At 71.5% G+C, this 19312-nt stretch carries 19 protein-coding genes; 12 read left to right on the top strand and 7 right to left on the bottom strand.

The features are described 5' to 3' along the window. Nucleotides 1-6 precede the first annotated feature (6 nt). Nucleotides 7-1023, bottom strand: a complete 1017-nt coding sequence (locus ACZ7MF_RS38835) for an SMI1/KNR4 family protein (protein WP_356859295.1) — start codon at nucleotides 1021-1023, stop codon at nucleotides 7-9. A 294-nt stretch (nucleotides 1024-1317) separates the two neighbouring features. Between ACZ7MF_RS38835 and ACZ7MF_RS38830 the strand changes: the two genes are divergently transcribed. Both ACZ7MF_RS38830 and ACZ7MF_RS38825 read left to right on the top strand, forming a co-directional pair. Next, nucleotides 1318-1848: a YwqJ-related putative deaminase gene (locus ACZ7MF_RS38830; RefSeq protein WP_471482879.1), complete on the top strand. Its 531-nt coding sequence runs from the start codon at nucleotides 1318-1320 to the stop codon at nucleotides 1846-1848. A 47-nt stretch (nucleotides 1849-1895) separates the two neighbouring features. Then, entirely contained in the window at nucleotides 1896-2393 is a 498-nt protein-coding gene (locus ACZ7MF_RS38825) for an SUKH-3 domain-containing protein (RefSeq protein WP_471482877.1), read from the top strand. 22 nt (nucleotides 2394-2415) lie between these two features. Here ACZ7MF_RS38825 and ACZ7MF_RS38820 read toward each other — a convergent pair whose 3' ends face one another. After that, complete coding sequence (locus ACZ7MF_RS38820; RefSeq protein WP_471482876.1) at nucleotides 2416-3735, bottom strand: sensor histidine kinase; 1320 nt, start codon at nucleotides 3733-3735, stop codon at nucleotides 2416-2418. 398 nt (nucleotides 3736-4133) lie between these two features. On the opposite strand from ACZ7MF_RS38820, the gene glmU reads away from it, so the two are divergent. The 5 genes from glmU (at nucleotide 4134) to ACZ7MF_RS38795 (ending at nucleotide 8767) form a co-directional block, all read left to right on the top strand. Next, entirely contained in the window at nucleotides 4134-5582 is a 1449-nt protein-coding gene (gene glmU, locus ACZ7MF_RS38815) for a bifunctional UDP-N-acetylglucosamine diphosphorylase/glucosamine-1-phosphate N-acetyltransferase GlmU (protein WP_471482874.1), read from the top strand. Between the two features lie 131 nt (nucleotides 5583-5713). Further along, nucleotides 5714-6688 carry a ribose-phosphate diphosphokinase gene (locus ACZ7MF_RS38810; protein ID WP_356859285.1) on the top strand — a complete coding sequence of 325 codons (975 nt, stop codon included), beginning with the start codon at nucleotides 5714-5716 and terminating at the stop codon, nucleotides 6686-6688. Between the two features lie 221 nt (nucleotides 6689-6909). Continuing rightward, nucleotides 6910-7500, top strand: a complete 591-nt coding sequence (locus ACZ7MF_RS38805; RefSeq protein ID WP_471482873.1) for a 50S ribosomal protein L25/general stress protein Ctc — start codon at nucleotides 6910-6912, stop codon at nucleotides 7498-7500. 105 nt (nucleotides 7501-7605) lie between these two features. Next, nucleotides 7606-8208, top strand: coding sequence for an aminoacyl-tRNA hydrolase (gene pth, locus ACZ7MF_RS38800; protein ID WP_471482872.1), 603 nt, complete (start codon nucleotides 7606-7608; stop codon nucleotides 8206-8208). A gap of 52 nt (nucleotides 8209-8260) precedes the next feature. Beyond that, complete coding sequence (locus tag ACZ7MF_RS38795) at nucleotides 8261-8767, top strand: hypothetical protein (RefSeq protein WP_471482870.1); 507 nt, start codon at nucleotides 8261-8263, stop codon at nucleotides 8765-8767. Between the two features lie 208 nt (nucleotides 8768-8975). Here the strand turns inward: ACZ7MF_RS38795 and ppc are convergent, their stop codons facing one another. After that, a complete protein-coding gene (gene ppc, locus ACZ7MF_RS38790; RefSeq protein ID WP_471482868.1) occupies nucleotides 8976-11711 on the bottom strand; it encodes a phosphoenolpyruvate carboxylase in 2736 nt (911 codons plus the stop codon). 303 nt (nucleotides 11712-12014) lie between these two features. Between ppc and ACZ7MF_RS38785 the strand changes: the two genes are divergently transcribed. From ACZ7MF_RS38785 to ACZ7MF_RS38775, 3 genes are read left to right on the top strand one after another with little or no spacing between them, the layout of a single operon-like run. Then, the gene (locus ACZ7MF_RS38785) at nucleotides 12015-13025 is read left to right on the top strand and encodes an acyl-CoA desaturase (protein ID WP_356859275.1); all 1011 of its coding nucleotides are present in this window, start codon (nucleotides 12015-12017) and stop codon (nucleotides 13023-13025) included. Beyond that, the gene (locus ACZ7MF_RS38780) at nucleotides 13022-13699 is read left to right on the top strand and encodes a TetR/AcrR family transcriptional regulator (RefSeq protein WP_061444296.1); all 678 of its coding nucleotides are present in this window, start codon (nucleotides 13022-13024) and stop codon (nucleotides 13697-13699) included. Before ACZ7MF_RS38785 ends, ACZ7MF_RS38780 begins: the two co-directional genes overlap by 4 nt. 25 nt (nucleotides 13700-13724) lie before the next feature. Then, nucleotides 13725-14897 carry a CaiB/BaiF CoA transferase family protein gene (locus ACZ7MF_RS38775; RefSeq protein ID WP_471482866.1) on the top strand — a complete coding sequence of 391 codons (1173 nt, stop codon included), beginning with the start codon at nucleotides 13725-13727 and terminating at the stop codon, nucleotides 14895-14897. 12 nt (nucleotides 14898-14909) lie between these two features. Here ACZ7MF_RS38775 and ACZ7MF_RS38770 read toward each other — a convergent pair whose 3' ends face one another. Together ACZ7MF_RS38770 and ACZ7MF_RS38765 are read right to left on the bottom strand one after the other, a co-directional pair. After that, nucleotides 14910-15287: a VOC family protein gene (locus tag ACZ7MF_RS38770; RefSeq protein ID WP_356859271.1), complete on the bottom strand. Its 378-nt coding sequence runs from the start codon at nucleotides 15285-15287 to the stop codon at nucleotides 14910-14912. Then, nucleotides 15287-16123: a trans-aconitate 2-methyltransferase gene (locus tag ACZ7MF_RS38765; protein ID WP_471482864.1), complete on the bottom strand. Its 837-nt coding sequence runs from the start codon at nucleotides 16121-16123 to the stop codon at nucleotides 15287-15289. The genes ACZ7MF_RS38770 and ACZ7MF_RS38765 overlap by 1 nt, the downstream gene beginning before the upstream one ends. A 134-nt stretch (nucleotides 16124-16257) precedes the next feature. On the opposite strand from ACZ7MF_RS38765, the gene tamR reads away from it, so the two are divergent. Next, the gene (gene tamR, locus ACZ7MF_RS38760; protein WP_356859267.1) at nucleotides 16258-16755 is read left to right on the top strand and encodes a MarR family transcriptional regulator TamR; all 498 of its coding nucleotides are present in this window, start codon (nucleotides 16258-16260) and stop codon (nucleotides 16753-16755) included. Here tamR and ACZ7MF_RS38755 read toward each other — a convergent pair. Further along, nucleotides 16714-17493: a response regulator transcription factor gene (locus tag ACZ7MF_RS38755; RefSeq protein ID WP_471482863.1), complete on the bottom strand. Its 780-nt coding sequence runs from the start codon at nucleotides 17491-17493 to the stop codon at nucleotides 16714-16716. The genes tamR and ACZ7MF_RS38755 overlap by 42 nt on opposite strands. A 183-nt stretch (nucleotides 17494-17676) precedes the next feature. Between ACZ7MF_RS38755 and ACZ7MF_RS38750 the strand changes: the two genes are divergently transcribed. Beyond that, on the top strand, nucleotides 17677-18132 hold the full coding sequence (locus ACZ7MF_RS38750) for a GNAT family N-acetyltransferase (RefSeq protein ID WP_471482862.1): 456 nt from the start codon (nucleotides 17677-17679) through the stop codon (nucleotides 18130-18132). 5 nt (nucleotides 18133-18137) lie between these two features. Here the strand turns inward: ACZ7MF_RS38750 and galK are convergent, their stop codons facing one another. Beyond that, nucleotides 18138-19301 carry a galactokinase gene (gene galK / locus ACZ7MF_RS38745; protein WP_471482860.1) on the bottom strand — a complete coding sequence of 388 codons (1164 nt, stop codon included), beginning with the start codon at nucleotides 19299-19301 and terminating at the stop codon, nucleotides 18138-18140. Nucleotides 19302-19312: the final 11 nt, after the last annotated feature.

Here is a 19312-nt window from a genome sequence, read left to right as displayed (position 1 = left end):
GTCAGCTCACTCCCCCACCGAAGACGTCGAAGACGCCGAGGACGCCGCCGTCACGGGCACCGCACGCGCGAAACCGCCGTCCACCATCAGGTTCGCCACCGTCTCCAACTCCGGCGGGGAGCCCGCCAGCCGGGACAGGAACGCGTCGAAGTCCGCACCGCAGGGCAGCAGCAGCCGCTCCACGCGATCCGCCGGCGGCCACGACGGGTCCACGTCCCGCACGTCGTCGTAGGCGCAGAACCACACCGAACCGATCCGCTCGCCCTTCACCTTCACCGCGAGCAGACCGCCCTGGACGAACGCGACGCCCAGGTAGTCCTTCGTCAGATGGTCCCGCAGGCACTTGTTCACATAGACCAGGTCGTTGACCGCCGCCTCCTCACGCACCGTGAAGAACGGCTGGTCCACCAGCAGCCCCAGCTCCGCGTCGAGCGCCGTACCCACCGGCGCACAGCCGCCCGCCGCCTTCAGGAACGACCGGTAGGCGCCCGGCAGCCGGTACCCGAGATCCTCCTCGACGCCCTGCACCTGCTGCTCCGTGACGGCCACACCCGACTTCGGCAGACCGAAGTGCACGGGACGCGTCTCCTGCAACGGCCGCGTGCCGCGCTTGCCCTGGTCCACCACCGCCGTCGAAATGCCGCCGTGGTGGCGCAGCAGCGCCTTCACCTCTACCGGAACCAGCTCCATGCGCCGCGAACCGGCCACGTGGTGCCACGTCCAGCCGTGCGGCGTCGCCACCGCGGGCACCGTGTCCCACAGCTCGTGCCCCGAAGCCGACAGGGCCGCGTTCGCCGACACGTAGTCCGTGAGCCGCAACTCGTCGACCCCGAACCCCTCCGGCGGGTCCGCGATCTCCGCGACCGCACGGGCGTACGGCGAGAACTCGGGGTAACCACCCGCGTCCACCCGTACCCCTCTCGGGTGACGGGCCGCCCGCACCGGATCCGGGAAATGCACGACCTGCCCGGCATAGGCCGCGTTCGGCGGCGCGGCTGCTTGCCCGAGCCGACCTGTCGTCATGGCGGTTGCCCCCTGCGGCGTCTGTCTGCTGCCAGATCTGTCTGATCTGCCTGCACTGTCTGGAATTCCCCGCGTGCGAGCGCGGTGCCGACAGCCTATGCGGTACGGCGAGAGGGGTCACCGGCGCCGGACCCCGCACCCGGCACGCGGGACCTCCACTTCCGTGACCAGCCGTCACCCTCCCGTGACACACCGCCCATACCCGGGCGTGTCACCCCGCCCCAGCTTCCGCAGCAGCCCCGGGATTTGGCACTCTGTGACCTTCGGGGGGATGCTCAGGAGGGGAAGACGATCATGAGTGCGACACAGACGGGACCCGACACCGGGCGGTCCGACGACCCCCGCGGCGGCGACCCACGCATCGGCTGGAGCAGCACCGACACCCTCCAGACCCCCGCCCTCCGACACCGCCGCGACGGCATACTCCCCACCGTCGCCGCCGCCCTCTCCGTACGCGGCACCACCCTCACCGGCACCGCGACCCGCGCCGACACGCCGCCCGCCCTGCACCACCTCGTGCAGGACTTCCTCGACACCCTCACCAGCGGCCAACGAGACCGTTACACCGGCCGCTGCGCCGAGACGATCCTCATCTCACGGCACCTGGCCACCGCCGACGCCACCCGCAGCAAACGCGCCGCTCGAAAACCCATGACCAACGGCGAAGCCCGCAAGGCCCTCAAACACGCCAAGCTCACCACCCGCCGCATCCGCGAGGACGGCGACCCCCTCCACGGTGCCTTCGCCGCACCCTGCCGCGCCTGCACCGCCCTCAGCGCACACTTCGGCGTCCGCGTCGTCGACCCCGCGACGGAGAAGGACTGACAGAACAGACCGAGCCGAACCAGCCGACCGAAACGAACCAAGGGCCGATGCAAGCCGACCGCACCTCCACCACCCGCTTCCCCGTCCCCGTCGACGCCGCGCTGCGCGACGCAGGCTGGCTGCCGGGACGCTGGGACATCAAGCAGGCCGAGATCTGGGCCGACACCCTGCGCGAACACACCTCACCCGCGGGGCACCGCCACACCGTCTTCCCCGCCGCCGTGGAGGCCTGGGCCGAATTCGGCGGCCTGCACATCGCGCCCACCGGACCCGGCCGCCAGATCGCCCCCGCCACCCTGCACCTGGACCCCCTGCACGGCCTCCACATGGCCCGCACCCTCGGCGACCTCGGCCGCGCCCTCGACACCCAGACCTGCCCGCTCGGCACCGAGACCGACAGCCAGGCCCTCGTCGCCATCGACGCCGAAGGCCGCGTCTACGCCCTGGACCACACCGGCGACTGGTACCTCGGTCCCGACATCGACACCGCCCTCGCCACCCTCGTCGGCGGGACCCAGCCCGCCCGCCTCACCACGACCGGCTGACGCAGGGACGCGACCAGGACGGCTACGACGCCGGAATCACCGCCGACACCCGAAAGCCCCCGGCATCGGTCGGCCCCGACACGAACACGCCCCCCAGCGCGGCCACCCGCTCCTTCATCCCCACGAGCCCATTGCCCCCCGACGGCAACCGTGCCGACGACGCCGCCGAGGCCTCCGGCGGCGGCTCGTTCTCCACCTGCATCGCGATCTCCGACACCCGGTGCGCCAGCCGCACATGTGTCTTCGCGCCCGCCGCATGCTTGTGCACGTTCGTCAGCGCCTCCTGCACCACCCGGAACGCCGTCGACTCCACCTCCGCCGCATACGAACGCTCCGCGCCCTCCACGGACAGGTTCACGACCATCCCGGCCGCCTCCGACTGCCCGATCAGCTCGTCAAGCTCCGACAGGCACGGCCCCTCCGAGGACGACTCCCCGTCCTCCGCGGCCCGCGACGCCGCCGCGGCGGCGGCCACCCCCACCGCGGCCAGCGGCACCGACGCCCGCTCGGCCCGCGCACCGTCCCCGCCACTGCGCAGCACCCCGAGCATCTCCCGCAGCTCCGTCAGCGCCTGCCGCCCCATGTCCCCCACCAGGGCCGCGTTCTTCACCGCCTTCTCCGGGTCCTTCCGGGCGACCGCCTGGAGCGCGGCGGCATGCACCACCATCAGACTCACCCGGTGCGCGACCACGTCGTGCATCTCCCGCGCGATCCGCGTCCGCTCCTCGCCGCGCGCCCACTCCGCGCGCTCCTCGGCCCGCTCGGCGAGCAACTGCAACTCGCGCTCCAGACTGTCGGCCCGCTCCCGCAGGCTCTCCATCAGCCGGCGCCGCTGCCCCACGTACAGGCCCAGCAGCAGCGGCGGCGCGGTCAGCCCCAGCGACGACCCGATCGCCGCGAAGGCGAAGAACCAGTCCCCCAGGTCCACCCCGTCCCCGACCATGTCCTGCCGCAACCGCACGAACGTCACGATCAACGTCCCCACGAACGACATCCCGGCCAGGGCCCCGATGATCCGCCGCGGCAACTCGCACGCCGCCAGCGTGTACAGGCCGACGACGCCCAGCAGGAAGCCCATCTCGGCCGGAGTGATGGCGAGGGCCACCAGCACCACCGCGATCGGCCACTTCCGCCGCACCACCAGCACCGAACCGGCCAGCAGCCCGAAAACAACGCCCATCGCCGGCGGAATCCCGGCATCCCGTGCGAACGGAATCCCCTCCGCCGCGCACTCCAGCGCGGACACGGCACCGAGGCTCACATCGAGCACCGCACCGCGCCGCCTGTCCCACCACCAAGGCCCACCCCGGGCCGGTACGTGGTCTTCCCCCGTCGTGGTCATGCCTCCAGCCTACGGGCGCCGGGCGCCCCTTTTCCGGTGACTTTCGACAAACGATACGACGCGATACCCCGCGAGGCCCCGGACATCGCCGCCGACCGGTGGACGAGGGGATGCGGGCGGCGAGTTGTACCGTCGCACGGAAGGCATTCGGTACGGCATAGTGTGGGGTGCCGACTCGGCGAGCTGACGGAATGTCCGGTTCGGGCGAGTTACATCCCCCATGGTGTAATCAGGCAGCACTGAGGGTTTTGGTCCCTTAAGTTCAGGTTCAAATCCTGATGGGGGAGCTGTTGCCTCCGGGCCCTGACATCACTGTCGGGGCCCGCACTCATGTCCGCCGCAAACCGCCCCGGTATCCTGCGGATGTCCCCACCTCCTCAACAGCCGAAGGGCATCCCGTGAGCGCCATTCGCCCGGCAGCCGTCGTCGTTCTCGCAGCGGGTGAGGGCACCCGTATGAAGTCGGCCACACCCAAGGTCCTGCACGAGCTGTGCGGCCGGTCCCTCGTGGGGCACGTGCTCGCCGCCGCCGGTGAGCTGGACCCCGAGAACCTGGTCGCCGTCGTCGGGCACGCCCGCGAGAAGGTCACCGCGCACCTCGCCGAGGTCGCCCCCGACGTGCGCACCGCCGTCCAGGAGCAGCAGAACGGCACCGGGCACGCCGTGCGGATGGGTCTGGAGGCGCTGGGCGGTGCCGTGGACGGGACCGTGGTGGTGGTCTGCGGTGACACTCCGCTGCTGACCGGCGAGACGCTCGAGGCGCTCGCCGCCACGCACACCTCCGACGGGAACGCCGTCACGGTGCTGACGGCCGAGGTGCCGGACGCGACGGGGTACGGGCGGATCGTGCGGGACGGGGCCTCGGGTGCCGTCACGGCGATCGTCGAGCACAAGGACGCCTCGGAGTCGCAGCGGGCGATCCGTGAGATCAACTCGGGCGTCTTCGCCTTCGACGGGCAGCTGCTCGCGGACGCGCTGGGCAAGGTGCGGACGGACAACAGCCAGGGCGAGGAGTACCTCACGGACGTGCTCGGGATCCTGCGCGAGGCGGGGCACCGGGTCGGCGCGTCGGTGGCCGGTGACCACCGGGAGATCGCCGGGATCAACAACCGGGTGCAGCTCGCGGAGGCGCGCCGGATCCTCAACGACCGGTTGCTGACCGGGGCGATGCTGGCCGGCGTGACGGTGGTGGACCCGGCGACGACGTGGGTGGACGTGACGGTGACGTTCGAGCAGGACGTGGTCGTGCACCCGGGTACGCAGCTGCACGGCGCCACGCATCTCGCCGAGGGCTGCGAGGTCGGGCCGAACACGCGGCTCACGGACACGCGCGTGGAGGCGGGGGCGCGGGTGGACAACACGGTGGCCAACGGTGCCCATGTGGGGCCGCAGGCGTCCGTGGGTCCGTACGCGTATCTGCGGCCGGGCACCCGGCTCGGGCTGAAGTCGAAGATCGGTACGTTCGTGGAGGCGAAGAACTCGTCGATCGGCGAGGGGACGAAGGTTCCGCACCTTTCCTACATGGGTGACGCGACGGTCGGCGACTTCACGAACATCGGTGCCGCGAGTGTGTTCGTGAACTACGACGGTCAGGACAAGCACCACACGACGATCGGCTCGCACTGCCGTACGGGTTCGGACAACATGTTTGTGGCTCCTGTCACGGTCGGGGACGGTGCCTACACCGCCGCCGGCTCGGTGATCACGAAGGACGTGCCGCCCGGTTCGCTGGCCGTGGCCCGTGGCCAGCAGCGGAATATCGAGGGCTGGGTGGCCCGGAAGCGTCCGGGGAGCGCGGCGGCGAAGGCGGCCGAGGCGGTGTCCCGCGAGGCGGGCGGCGAAGACTGACTGGAAACCGGCGCGTCGAACACGGCGTACCGTGATAAGTGCACATCCGCACCCCACCAGCTGAGACGCCCCCGCGGCCAGTCGGGAGAGCGCCCATGAGCTCAGCTGCGAACCTCTGAGGAGAAAGTGCTGTGACCGGGATCAAGACGACCGGCGAGAAGAAGATGATGTTCTTCTCCGGCCGCGCACACCCCGAGCTTGCCGAGGAGATCGCCCAGCAGCTGGGTGTCGGGGTCGTCCCGACGAAGGCCTTCGACTTCGCCAACGGCGAGATCTATGTGCGGTATCAGGAGTCGGCGCGCGGTGCGGACTGCTTCCTGATCCAGAGCCACACGGCCCCGATCAACAAGTGGGTCATGGAGCAGCTGATCATGATCGACGCGCTGAAGCGCGCGTCGGCCCGCTCCATCACCGTCATCGTGCCGTTCTACGGTTACGCGCGGCAGGACAAGAAGCACCGTGGACGTGAACCGATCTCGGCGCGTCTGATCGCGGATCTGATGAAGACCGCGGGCGCGGACCGGATCCTGGCCGTGGATCTGCACACGGACCAGATCCAGGGCTTCTTCGACGGCCCGGTGGACCACCTGTTCGCGCTGCCGCTGCTGGCGGACTACGTGGGCGCGAAGGTGGACCGTTCGAAGCTGACGGTGGTCTCGCCGGACGCGGGCCGGGTGCGCGTCGCGGACCGTTGGTGCGACCGTCTGGGCGCGCCGCTGGCGATCGTGCACAAGCGGCGTGACAAGGACGTGGCGAACCAGGTCACGGTGCACGAGGTCGTGGGTGACGTGAAGGGGCGCATCTGCGTCCTGGTCGACGACATGATCGACACGGGTGGCACGATCTGCGCGGCGGCGGACGCGCTGTTCGCGCACGGTGCGGAGGACGTCATCGTGACGGCGACGCACGGTGTGCTGTCGGGTCCGGCGGCGGACCGGCTGAAGAACTCGAAGGTGAGCGAGTTCGTGTTCACGAACACGCTGCCGTCGGCGAGCGAGCTGGAGCTGGACAAGATCACGGTGCTGTCGATCGCGCCGACGATCGCGCGTGCGGTGCGTGAGGTGTTCGAGGACGGTTCGGTGACGAGCCTGTTCGACGAGCAGTGAGCGTCGCGCGGTCTGTGCAGTAACCGTTCTGCAGGTGTGGTCCCGCCTGTCTGATCGTTTTGGGTACGGCCTTCCTCTCCGAGTAGACTGCTCGAGTTGCTCGGCGAGGGAGGCCGTACCCGTGTTCGCGGGTGTGGCGCTCCGTTATCGACGCGCTCTTCGTAGCAGGCCGTTCGTGGCCGGGTGACCACGTCCGTTCCTGATTTCCACGAGGAGTGATCATGTCCGAGGTGAAGCTCACCGCCGAGACGCGTACCGAGTTCGGCAAGGGTGCCGCGCGTCGTATCCGCCGTGACAACAAGGTTCCCGGTGTTCTGTACGGCCACGGTTCGGACCCGCTGCACCTGACCCTGCCGGGTCACGAGCTGCTGATGGCGCTGCGTACGTCGAACGTGCTGATCGCGCTGGACATCGACGGCAAGACCAACGAGCTGGCGATCCCGAAGTCCGTGCAGCGTGACCCGATCAAGGGCTTCCTGGAGCACGTCGACCTGCAGCTGGTGAAGCGCGGCGAGACCGTGTCGGTGGAGATCCCGGTGCAGGCCGAGGGCGAGCTGGCCCCGGGCGGGTTCCTGCTGGAGTACGTCCTGGACGCGCTGCCGGTCGAGGCCGAGGCCACGCACATCCCGCAGCAGGTCACCGTGTCGGTGGCGGGTCTGGAGGCCGGTGCCTCGATCCACGCCAAGGACATCGCGCTGCCGTCCGGCGTGAAGCTGGACGTGGACGGCGACACCGTGGTGCTGCAGGTCCTGTCCGCGCAGGCGGAGGAGGCCCCGGCCGAGGGCGAGGACGACGCCGCCGCGGAGGCCTGATCCTCCCCTACGGTCATCGTGTGGTCGGCCGCTGTTCCCGTGCGGGGCAGCGGCCGACGCGTATGTGTGGACGGGTACGGACGGTACGAGGGACACGAAGGAGACATGGACGTGACGACGGACGCGGGCGCGCCGTGGCTGGTGGCCGGCCTCGGCAATCCGGGCCCCGAGTACGCCTCGAACCGGCACAACGTCGGCTTCATGGTGGCGGATCTGCTGGCGGAGCGGATCGGGGCGCGCTTCAAGCGGCACGGCAAGGCGCAGGCGCAGGTGGTCGAGGGGCGTATCGGTCCGCCGGGACCGGCGGGCCGGCGGGTGATCCTGGCGAAGCCGATGTCGTTCATGAACGTGTCGGGCGGTCCGGTGACGGCGCTGCGGGACTTCTACAAGGTCCCGGTCGGCAACATCGTGGCGGTGCACGACGAGCTGGACATCGACTACGGCGTCCTGCGGCTCAAGCTGGGCGGCGGGGACAACGGGCACAACGGCCTGAAGTCGATCACGAAGTCGCTGGGCCCGGAGTACCACCGGGTGCGGTTCGGGATCGGGCGGCCGCCGGGGCGGATGCCGGTGGCGGATTTCGTGCTGCGGGACTTCTCGTCGACGGAGCGCAAGGAGCTGGACTACTTCGTCGACCGGGCGGCGGACGCGGTGGAGGCTCTGGTGATCGAAGGGCTGGAGCGGGCGCAGAGCGCGTACAACTCCTGACTTGTCGGTCGATGGCGTGCGGGCGAGTTGACCGAGCGCGTAGGTATGGCCAATGATCCCGGCCATGCCTGCCTCCGCCGCCGCCCGTCCCCGTCAGGCCTCGTCCGCAGTGCTGCGGTTCGGCCGGGTCGCGTCGATGGGTACGGTCGCGGCGCTGATCCTGATCGCCGGTGTGTGGGCGTCGTGGGGTACGGCGCAGCACGTGCTGCTGACCAAGGGGCGGGAGCGGGGCACGGTCGAGGTGACGCGGTGCGGCGGCGGGATGTGCAGCGGCCCGTACGCGCCGGTGTCGGCGGGGTCGCAGGCGCGGGAACGGGTCGTCATCGAGGACTCGGTCGCCGTGGCGAAGGGGCGGACGTACTCGGTGGTGGTGAAGCCCGGCGGTGACGAGGTGGTGCGGTCGGGGCCGGCGGGGGTGCTGTACGCGTGGGTGCCGTTGGGTGGGGCGTTGTTGTTGGCGTCGGTGGTCGTGGCCGGGGGGCTGCGGCGGACGCGGGTGGCGTGGGGGATGGCGGGGGCGGGGGTTGTGCTGCTGACGGCGGCGTTCTTCGCGGTGTGAGGTGTTTTCGTACGACGTGAGGGTGCCCCGGGCTCTGTGCGAGCTCGGGGCACCGGTGTTTTCACGTGCGGGGGCGTTGAGGTGGGCGTCGAGGGTGCGCTGCCCGGCGTTGCGGGGTGCCGCCTGCGCCCACCCGTGCCGCCCCAGCGGCACGACTGCCCGCAGGCTGCGGGGGGGCTGCCCCGCAGGCTGCGGGGGTCGGGTGTCGTCAGCCGGTGTTGCGGAGGCCCGCTGCCACGCCGTTGACGGTGAGGAGGAGGGCTCGGGCGAGGAGGGGGTCCGGGTCCTCGTTCGCGGCGGCGGCCTCGCGCTGGCGGCCGAGGAGGGCGACCTGGAGGTAGGAGATGGGGTCGAGGTAGGCGTCGCGGATGGTGAAGGTCTGCTTGAGGACCGGGTCGGCGTCCAGCAGTTCACTCTCGCCGGTGACGCGCAGGACCTCGGCGACGGTGAGTTCGTGCTCGGCCTTGATGGTGTCGAAGACGTGCTTGAGCTCGTCCGGGACGAGGGTGTCGACGTAGTGCTGGGCGATGCGCAGGTCGGTCTTGGCGAGGGTCATCTCGACGTTGGAGATGAAGTTGCGGAAGAAGTGCCACTGCTGGTGCATCTCGTCGAGCACTGTATCCAGGCCCGCCTCGCGCAGGGCCTTGAGGCCGGAACCGACGCCGTACCAGCCGGGGACGATCTGCCGGGACTGGGTCCAGCCGAACACCCACGGGATGGCGCGCAGTCCGTCGAGCGAGACGCCGGAGCCGGGGCGGCGGGAGGGCCGCGAGCCCAGGTGCAGGTCGGCGAGCTGGTCGACCGGCGTGGAGGCCAGGAAGTAGGTCGGCAGGTCGGGGTCCTCGACGAGGTGCCGGTAGGCGGTGTGGGCGGCGTCGGAGACGACGTCCATCGCGGCGTCCCAGCGGGCCAGGGCCTCGTCGGACTGGCGGGGTGCGGTGTGCAGGGCGGAGGCCTGCAGGGTGGCCGCGACGGTCAGCTCCAGGTTCTCCCGGGCGAGGGCCGGGATGAGGTACTTGTCGGAGATGACCTCGCCCTGCTCGGTGACCTTGATCTCGCCCTCCAGGGTGCCCCAGGGCTGGGCGAGGATCGCGTCGTGGGTGGGGCCGCCGCCGCGGCCGACGGTGCCGCCGCGGCCGTGGAAGAGGCGCAGCCGTACGCCGTAGCGGTGGGCGACGTCGCGCAGCCGCCTCTGCGCCCGGTGGATCTCCCACTGGCTGGTGGTGATGCCGCCGAACTTGGAGGAGTCGGAGTAGCCGAGCATGACCTCCTGGACGTCGCCGCGCAGCGCGACCAGGCGCCGGTAGGAGGGGTCGGCGAGCAGGTCCTCCAGGATGGTGTCGGCGGCCTTCAGCTCGTCGGTGGTCTCCAGGAGCGGCACGATGCCGATCTTCGCCCAGCCGGCGTGCAGGTCGATCAGTCCGGCCTCGCGGGCCAGCACCGCCGCGGCGAAGACGTCGTCGGCGCCCTGGCACATGGAGATGATGTAGGACTCGATGACCTCGGGGCCGAAGACCTCCAGGGCACGGCGGACGGTCTGGAAGACGCCGAGGGTCTTCTCGCCGGGCGCGTCGACGGGGGCGGGGCTGGGGGCGAGCGGCCTGCGGGAGCGCAGCTCCTTGGCGAGGAGCTTGGTGCGGTACTCGCGGGGCATGTCGGCGTAGCGCCAGGACTCCTCGCCGAGCCGGTCGAAGAGCTGGCCGAGGGCGTGGTGGTGGGCGTCGGCGTGCTCGCGGACGTCCATCGTGGCGAGCTGGAGGCCGAAGGCGGCCAGGGTGCGGATGGTGCGGGCGAGGCGTCCGTCGGCGAAGAGACCGCCACGGTGTTCGCGCAGCGAGGTCTGGACGATGCGCAGGTCGTCGATGAGCTGGGCGGTGCCGAGGTAGTCGCGGCCGTCCTCGTGGGGGGTGCCCTTGGCGAGGCGCTGCTTGGTGTTCTCCAGCTTCTGCCGGATGCAGGTGGCCTTGAGCCGGTAGGGCTCCTCGGCGTTCAGCCGCTTGTAGCGGGGGCTGATCTCGGGGAGCCGCTCCAGGTCGGCCTGGAGCGAGGCGAGCAGCTCCTGCGTCGCACCGGCGTACCGGATGGAGTTGGACAGGAAACCGCGCAGCTCGTCGATCATCTCCAGGGCGTCGTTGATGCCGTGCTCGTGCTGGAGGATGAGGACGTCCCAGGTCACCTGGGGGGTGACGTTGGGGTTGCCGTCGCGGTCGCCGCCGATCCAGGTGCCGAAGGTGAGCGGGCGGGTGTCGTCGGGCAGCTGGACGCCGGCCCGCTCCAGCTCCGCCGTCAGGTCCTCCAGGACGTCGCCGACGGCGCCCGCGTGCAGCTCGTCGAGGTAGTAGATGGCGTTGCGGGCCTCGTCGGCGGGCTCCGGACGGACCACGCGCAGCTCGTCCGTCTGCCACACCAGGTCGATGTTCTCGGCGAGGCGGGTGTCCAGGCGGCGCCGGTCCGACTCGTTGACCGGGGTGTCCAGGAGGGCGGCGATACGGCGCAGCTTGTTCAGGACGGAGCGGCGGGCGGCCTCGGTGGGGTGCGCGGTGAAGACGGGGCGCACGTTGAGGTTGCGGACCGTCTCGCGCAGGTGCTCGGGGTCGGCGTCCTTCAGCCGGTCGGCCGTACGGGCGAGGAGTCCGCCCTCGGCGGCGCGCTTGGCGCCGAGCTCGCGGCCGCGGTGGACCTGCTCGGTGACGTTGGCGAGGTGGAAGTAGGTGGAGAAGGCGCGGACGAGCTTGGCGGCGGTCTCCAGTTCGGTGCCGCGCAGCAGTTCGGCGGCGGCCTCGCCGTCCTCGCGGGTGAGTCGGCGTACCTTCTCGACGAGTTCCAGCAGCTCGGGGCCCTCCTGCCGGACCAGGGTCTCCCCGAGGAGATCACCCAGTCGGCGGATGTCGGCACGCAGCTCGCTGCTGGTCGTCGTGGTGGTCTGGTCGTCGGCACTGCTCACAGGTGCGGCTCCTTGCAGTGTTGAAGCTCGTCTGGAGGGAACCCGGACGGCCGTCTCGCGCGGCGGGCGCCGCTTACCGGGCCGGACGTCCGGGAAGTAATCAGAGCGGACCGCGCTGTCCGACCGGCTTCCAGGATAGGTGTCGGCCAGGACGCGCAGGCTCTGGGGCTCTTGCCGCGCGGCCACGCACTGCCATACTTACGTCGCCGTAGGTTACGGAACCGTAGGAAAACCGTGCATGGTTCCCAAGCCCGGCACCGGCCACACCACACGACCCCACCCTCGACCCCACAGGGGACGCGCATGACCACGAGTTCCGATGTGATCCCAGACGCTCCGCAGCCGGCCGATTCCGGCGCGGCGTCCTCCGCCACGCTGGGGGGTGAACAGAAGCGGTCCATCGAGCAGATCACGCTGCTGCTGTTCATCACCCTTCCGTTCCTCGCGCTGGTGGCGGCGGTGCCACTGGCGTGGGGCTGGGGCGTGAGCTGGCTGGACCTGGGGCTGCTGGTCTTCTTCTACTTCCTGGGCTGCCACGGCATCACCATCGGCTTCCACCGGCACTTCACCCATGGTTCCTTCAAGGCGAAACGGCCGTTGAAGATCGCGTTGGCGATCGCGGGGTCGATGGCGGTCGAGGGGCCGCTGGTCCGCTGGGTGGCCGACCACCGCAAGCACCACAAGTTCTCCGACGACGAGGGCGACCCGCACTCGCCGTGGCGGTACGGCGAGACGGTGCCCGCCCTGATCAAGGGCCTGTGGTGGGCCCACATCGCCTGGATGTTCGACGAGGAGCAGACGTCGCAGGAGAAGTACGCGCCGGACCTGATCAAGGACCCGGCGCTGCGTGCGGTCTCGCGCCAGTTCATCCTGTGGACCGTGGTGTCCCTGGCGCTGCCCGCGCTGATCGGCGGGCTGGTCACGATGTCCTGGTGGGGCGCGTTCACCGGGTTCTTCTGGGGTTCACTCGTGCGGGTGGCCCTGCTGCACCACGTGACCTGGTCGATCAACTCGATCTGCCACGCCGTGGGCAAACGCCCCTTCAAGTCCAGGGACCGCTCGGGCAACGTGTGGTGGCTGGCGATCCTGTCCTGCGGCGAGTCCTGGCACAACCTGCATCACGCGGACCCGACCTCGGCGCGGCACGGGGTGATGCGCGGCCAGCTCGATTCGAGTGCCCGGCTGATCCGCTGGTTCGAGCAGCTGGGGTGGGCGTACGACGTGCGCTGGCCGTCACGCTCGCGTATCGATTCGCGCCGCAACACGGATCAAGACGGCGCCCGCCGCCGGAAGGAGACGGCGAAGGCGGCATGATTGACGCCGTGGCGACCGACTCCAGCAGCACCCCAAGCAACGAGAAGCCGCGGCGAGCGCGTCGCACCCGGATGACCGGTGCCGAGCGCCGCCAGCAGCTGCTGGAGATCGGCCGCACCCTCTTCGCGGCGAAGGGTTTCGAGGGCACTTCTGTGGAGGAGATCGCGGCGAAGGCCGGGGTGTCCAAGCCGGTGGTGTACGAGCACTTCGGCGGCAAGGAGGGCCTGTACGCGGTGGTCGTGGACCGCGAGATGCGGCGGCTGCTCGACATGGTGACCGGCTCCCTGACGGCCGGGCACCCGCGTGAGCTGTGCGAGCAGGCCGCCTTCGCGCTCCTGGACTACATCGAGGAGTACACGGACGGCTTCCGCATCCTGGTCCGGGACTCCCCCATCCCGCAGTCGACGGGTACCTTCGCCTCCCTCATCTCGGACATCGCCACCCAGGTGGAGGACATCCTGGGCCGCGAGTTCAAGAGCCGCGGCTTCGACGCCAAGCTGGCCCCGCTGTACGCGCAGGCGCTGGTCGGCATGGTGGCGCTGACCGGCCAGTGGTGGCTGGACGTACGCCGCCCGAAGAAGGCGGAGGTCGCGGCGCACCTGGTGAACCTGGCGTGGCACGGCCTGGACGGACTGGAGCCGAAGCCGCGACTGATAGGGCACCGCAAGAGCTGAGGGCTGAGGGCTGAGGGCTGAGGGCATGCAACCGCTGCGGGGAGTCACCGTCGTCGCGCTGGAGCAGGCGATCGCCGCGCCCTACGCCAGCCGTCAGCTCGCCGACCTCGGCGCCCGGGTGATCAAGGTGGAGCGCCCGGGGACCGGGGACTTCGCGCGGGCGTACGACACCCGGGTGCGGGGTCTGAGTTCGCACTTCGTGTGGGTCAACCGCAACAAGGAGTCCCTCACCCTGGACTTCAAGGATCCGCGCGGCCTGGAGCTGCTGCGCCGGCTGATCGCGGACGCGGACGTCTTCCTGCAGAACCTGGCGCCGGGCGCGGCCGCGCGGGCCGGACTGGGCGCGCGGGAGCTGCGTGCCGCGCATCCGGAGCTGATCGTGTGCGACATCTCCGGCTACGGCGCGCCGGGCCCCTACGCGGACCGCAAGGCGTACGACCTGCTGGTGCAGTCCGAGGCGGGGCTGCTGTCGGTCACCGGCACGCCGGACGACCCGGCCAAGGTGGGCATCCCGGTGTCGGACATCGCCGCCGGGATGTACGCGTACAGCTCGGTCCTCGGTGCGCTCCTGGAGCGCGGCCGGACGGGACGGGGCACGCACCTGGACGTGTCGATGCTGGAGGCCACCGTGGAGTGGCTGGGCTTTCCCCTGTACTACGCCTTCGAGGGCGGCTCGCCGCCGCGGGCGGGCGCCGCGCACGCGACGATCTATCCGTACGGCCCGTTCACGGCGGGCGACGGGAAGGTCGTGATGACGGCGGTGCAGAACGAGCGCGAGTGGCAGGGCTTCTGCGCGGGCTTCCTGGGCCGTCCTGAGCTGGCCCGGCATCCGCACTACGCCACCAACGCGGACCGCAACACGCACCGGGAGGAGCTGGGCGGGCTGATCGCGGCCCGGTTCGCGGAGCTGACCGCCGCCGAGGCGGTCGAGCTGCTCGACGCGGTGCCGGTCGCCAACGCGCGGGTGAACACGCTCGCCGAGGTGTGGGACCACCCGCAGCTGGCCGCACGCGGACGCCTGCACGAGGTGCCCACACCGGCCGGCCCGGTCCCGGCACTGGCACCGCCGGGACCGACCGGGGACGCGCCCCGCATGGGGGCGGTCCCGGCGCTGGGCGAGCACACCCGTGCCGTACTCGGCGGCCTCGGGCTGTCGGAGGAGGACATCGACGCGCTCGCCGCGGACGGCGTGGTGTGAGCCGGGCCGGGGTCAGGGGCGGGCGGGTCCGTCCGGTTCCAGGAACTCCAGGCGGTTGCCGACGGGATCGGCGCAGTAGAAGCGCCGGTGGCCGGGGAGGTCGTCGTCCCAGGTGACGGGCGTGCCGTGGGCCTCCAGGCGGGCGGCGTACGCGTCGATCCCGGTGACCCGCAGCCCGGGGTGGGCCTTGCGGGCGGGCCGGAAGCCGGCCGTCTCGATGCCCAGGTGGAGGTGGACGGTGCCGGCCCGGAACCAGCAGCCGCCGTGTGCGGCGAGCACGGGCGGCTTGGGTATCTCGGTCATGCCGAGGACGCCGGTGTAGAAGGCGCGCAGCGGCTCCTCGGCGCCGGGCGGCACGGCGAGCTGCACGTGGTCGAGGCCGGTGATCATCAACGTGCCTCCCCCGCGGCCCCCGCGGGCTTCCGTGCGACGGCGAAGACGCGGCGGAAGGGGAAGGGGGTGCCGTGCGCCTGGGCGGGGTAGGCGGCGCGCAGGACGGCCCGGTACTCGTCGACGAACGCGTCGCGGGCGGCCGGATCGTCGTCGAGGGCGTCCAGTACGGGCCGCAGCCCCGTCCCCTTCACCCAGTCGAGGACGGCGTCGTCGCCGGGCAGCAGGTGGACGTACGTCGTCTCCCACACGTCGGCGGTGCAGCCCGCGGCGGTCAGATGGGCCAGGTAGCCCTCGGGGGTGAGGACGGCGTCGTCGTGGCGCAGGACGCCGTCGAGGCGGTCCCGCCAGCGCCGGGAGCCGGCGAGTTCGCGCATCAGGCGGTGGCTGGGGGCGTCGAAGTTGCCGGGCACCTGGAGGGCGAGGGTGCCGCCGGGGGCGAGGCGGTCGATCCAGCCGGGGAAGAGGTCGGCATGGCCGGGGACCCACTGGAGGGTGGCGTTGCTGACGAGGAGGTCGAAGGGCTCGTCGGGGCTCCAGGTGCGGGCGTCGGCGGGGGCGAAGTCGAGGTGGCCGCCGCCGGGGGTGGGGCCGGCGTACTGCCGGGCGCGTTCCAGCATCCGGGGCGAGTTGTCGTAGCCGGTGATGCGGGCGGTGGGCCAGCGGTCGGCGAGCAGCACGGTGACGTTGCCGGGGCCGCAGCCGAGGTCGGCGATGCGGGGCGGGTCCGCGGGCAGGTCCGGGATCCGGGCGAGGAGGTCGGTGAAGGGGCGGGCGCGGTGGCCGGCGTGGCGCAGGTACTGGGCGGGGTCCCAGGTGGGGGCGGTGGCGGGCATGGAGCCTCCAGAGGGTGTCCGTGCGGGACGGGTACCCAGCGTCACTCCAAAAGTATCTCGACGTCAAGACAGTTGTCATTGAGAGAGTCGACATCAAGAGACTTCACGTCGACACAACCACTACACTGATCGTCATGGAGGACGAGGTCGATCGGCTGGTCGCAGCATGGCGCCGGGAGCGCCCGGACCTCGACGTGGAACCGCTCGAGGTGCTGAGCCGCGTCAGCAGGCTGGCCCGGCACCTGGACCGCGCACGCCGGCTGGCCTTCTCCGAACACCAGTTGGAGCCGTGGGAGTTCGACGTGCTGACGGCGCTGCGCCGCGCGGGCACCCCGTACCAGCTCTCCCCGGGGCAGCTCCTCACCCAGACCCTGGTCACGTCGGGCACGATGACCAACCGGATCGACCGGCTGGCGAAGAAGGGCCTGGTGGAACGCCTGCCCGACCCCAGCGACCGGCGCGGCGTCCTGGTCCGGCTCACGGACGAGGGCCGGGACCGCGCCGACCAGTCGCTGGCGGGCCTGCTGGCCCAGGAGCGCGCGATCCTGGGCGAACTCTCCCGCGCCCAGCGCACCGAACTGGCGGCCCTGCTACGCCAGCTGACCGCCCCGTTCGACAACATCCCCGGCTGAGGGCCCGTCCAGGTCCGCCGGTCCCACCCCGGCCCTGCGGGCCAGCGCCACGGCGGCCAGGGTGGAGTGGACGCCCAGCTTGCCCAGGACGTTCTGCATGTGGGTGCGGACCGTGTGCGGGGACAGGTACAGCCGCTCCGCGACCGCCTTGCGGCCCAGCCCGGCGACCATGCAGCGCAGCACCTCGCGCTCGCGCGGGGTCAGCGACTCCACCAGCAGCTCGCTCTCGGTGCGGTGCTTGCGGGCGGCGGTCAGCTCGCGCAGGACGCCGGTGAGCAGGGCGGGCGGCAGATGCGTCTCGTCGCGCAGGACGCCCCGGATGACGCTGAGCAGCCGCGACAGGGAGCAGTCCTTGGCCACCCACCCCGAGGCTCCGGCCCCCAGAGCGAGGGCCGCCCGCCGCGGTTCGTCCTTCTCGGCGAGGACGACGGTCCGTACGCCCGGCTGGCCCGAACGCACCCCGGCGACCAGCGAGATCCCGTCCACCAGCCCGTCCTCGTTGCCGTCCCGCACGGGCACGGCGGGCCGGACGCCGGGCACGTGGCCGCCCAGGTCGGCGTCGACGAGCAGCACGTCGAAGCGCCGCCCCTCGGACGCGGCCCGCTCCAGGCAGCGCAGCGCGGCCGGACCGCTGCCGGCCGCGGAGACGTCGACGTCGGGCTCGGCGGCCAGGGCGGCCGCGAGCGACTCGGCGAAGATGCGATGGTCGTCGACGACCAGGACTCGGATACGAACCACGAAACCCCCTCCCCCGAGCTCCGCGAGGAGCAGGGGATACCCATCGTCTGTCCGTCCTCGGACGACGGCACCGGCACGGGTACGACGGTGAACGGCACCGGCCCCCACCGGTGCTGCTCATCAGAGTACGGGCGGGCGCCGGGAGGGGAAGGCTCTTTGCAGAACTGACTCCGCGGCACGTTTATGGTGAGCCGCATGTTTCGTCTTGTGACAGAAGTCGACAAGGAACGGCGCGATCTGCTGCGCACCCGCCTGCGGGAGACGAACACAGCGGCCTCCTCCGTCCTGCGTTCCCTGCGCGGAACCCCTCACGAACGCGAATTCCCGTTGCACGTGTGGGTGCTGGACGCCACCGGTGGCCTGGCGGGCGGCCTGGTCGGGCACACCTGGGCGACCTGGCTCCACGTGACCTACCTGTGGGTGGACGGCGGCCACCGCGGCGCGGGCCTCGGCTCCGCCCTCCTCGACGAGGCGGAACGCACCGCCCGCGCCGAACGCGGCTGCGCCGCCGCCCGGGTGGAGACCTGGGACTTCCAGGCCCCGGGCTTCTACACGAAACGCGGCTACGACGTCATGTGCGTGATCCCCGACTACCCGCCGGGGATCACGGAGTACACGCTGGTGAAACGGCTCGGCTGACCGGCTCAGACCAGGCGCCGGGCCCCCGCCGAGGGCACCGCCTCGAACACCCGCGGGGCCTTGAGGCCCGCCGCGGCGAAGGCGTCCTCGACCGCCTTGGTGACGGCGTCCACGTCGGCGGCCTCCACCAGGACGATCGCCGAGCCGCCGAAGCCGCCGCCGGTCATCCGGGCGCCGAGGGCGCCGGAGGCGAGGGCCGTGTCGACGACCAGGTCCAGCTCGGGGCAGGAGATGCGGAAGTCGTCGCGCAGTGAGGCGTGGCCCTCGACCAGGACGGCGCCGATGGCCCGGGTGTCGCCGGACTCCAGCAGCGAGACCACCCGCTCGACGCGCTGGTCCTCGGTCACCACGTGCCGGACCAGGCGGCGCACCTCCTCCTCGTCGCCCAGCCGGTCCAGCGCCGCGTCCAGCTCGGCGTACGGCACGTCGCGCAGCGCGTCGACGCCCAGCAGCGCGGCGCCCTTCTCGCAGCCGGCGCGGCGCTTGCCGTACTCGCCCTCGCTGTGGGAGTGCTTGACCCGGGTGTCGACGACCAGCAGGCGCATCCCCTCGGCGGCGAGGTCGAAGGGGATCTGCCGCTGGGAGAGGTCGCGGGTGTCGAGGAAGAGGGCGTGGCCCGCCTCGCAGCAGGCGGACGCCGTCTGGTCCATGATGCCGACGGGGGCGCCGACGTAGACGTTCTCCGCGCGCTGGCACAGCCGGGCCAGCTGCCAGCCGCGCAGGCCGAGGGCGTACAGGTCGTTCAACGCCAGGGCGAGGACGACCTCCAGGGCCGCCGAGGACGAGAGCCCCGCGCCCGAGGGGACGGTCGAGGCCAGGTGGACGTCGGCGCCGGTCAGCTCGTGTCCGGCCTCGCGCAGCGCCCAGAGGACCCCCGAGGGGTACGAGGTCCAGGACTTGTCCGAGCCGGGGGTGAGGTCGGCGACGCGCAGCTCGACCGGGTCGGCGTCGACGTCGGCCGAGTGCATGCGCAGGATGCCGTCGTCGCGCCGGGAGACGGCCGCGACGGCCTGGTGCGGCAGGGCGAAGGGCATGACGAAGCCGTCGTTGTAGTCGGTGTGCTCCCCGATGAGGTTCACCCGGCCCGGCGCCGCCCACACGCCCTCCGGCTCCGCCCCGTACAGCTCCCGGAACCGCTCGCCGACGGTCCCCGCGACAGCCTCGCCCATGTCCTGACCCC

Source organism: Streptomyces sp. NPDC111628 (assembly GCF_055635195.1).
This window is presented reverse-complemented; position numbering and strand designations above follow the sequence as displayed.

Coding starts and splice junctions, on each gene's coding strand:
- ACZ7MF_RS38835 (WP_356859295.1), bottom strand. CDS start 1,023: ATGACGACAGGTCGGCTCGGGCAAGCAGCCGCGCCGCCGAACGCGGCC.
- ACZ7MF_RS38825 (WP_471482877.1), top strand. CDS start 1,896: ATGCAAGCCGACCGCACCTCCACCACCCGCTTCCCCGTCCCCGTCGAC.
- ACZ7MF_RS38785 (WP_356859275.1), top strand. CDS start 12,015: ATGACCACGAGTTCCGATGTGATCCCAGACGCTCCGCAGCCGGCCGAT.
- ACZ7MF_RS38770 (WP_356859271.1), bottom strand. CDS start 15,287: ATGATCACCGGCCTCGACCACGTGCAGCTCGCCGTGCCGCCCGGCGCC.
- ACZ7MF_RS38805 (WP_471482873.1), top strand. CDS start 6,910: ATGTCCGAGGTGAAGCTCACCGCCGAGACGCGTACCGAGTTCGGCAAG.
- galK (WP_471482860.1), bottom strand. CDS start 19,301: ATGGGCGAGGCTGTCGCGGGGACCGTCGGCGAGCGGTTCCGGGAGCTG.
- ACZ7MF_RS38765 (WP_471482864.1), bottom strand. CDS start 16,123: ATGCCCGCCACCGCCCCCACCTGGGACCCCGCCCAGTACCTGCGCCAC.
- ACZ7MF_RS38830 (WP_471482879.1), top strand. CDS start 1,318: ATGAGTGCGACACAGACGGGACCCGACACCGGGCGGTCCGACGACCCC.
- ACZ7MF_RS38775 (WP_471482866.1), top strand. CDS start 13,725: ATGCAACCGCTGCGGGGAGTCACCGTCGTCGCGCTGGAGCAGGCGATC.
- ACZ7MF_RS38795 (WP_471482870.1), top strand. CDS start 8,261: ATGATCCCGGCCATGCCTGCCTCCGCCGCCGCCCGTCCCCGTCAGGCC.
- tamR (WP_356859267.1), top strand. CDS start 16,258: ATGGAGGACGAGGTCGATCGGCTGGTCGCAGCATGGCGCCGGGAGCGC.
- ACZ7MF_RS38780 (WP_061444296.1), top strand. CDS start 13,022: ATGATTGACGCCGTGGCGACCGACTCCAGCAGCACCCCAAGCAACGAG.
- ACZ7MF_RS38750 (WP_471482862.1), top strand. CDS start 17,677: ATGGTGAGCCGCATGTTTCGTCTTGTGACAGAAGTCGACAAGGAACGG.
- ACZ7MF_RS38820 (WP_471482876.1), bottom strand. CDS start 3,735: ATGACCACGACGGGGGAAGACCACGTACCGGCCCGGGGTGGGCCTTGG.
- pth (WP_471482872.1), top strand. CDS start 7,606: ATGGACGTGACGACGGACGCGGGCGCGCCGTGGCTGGTGGCCGGCCTC.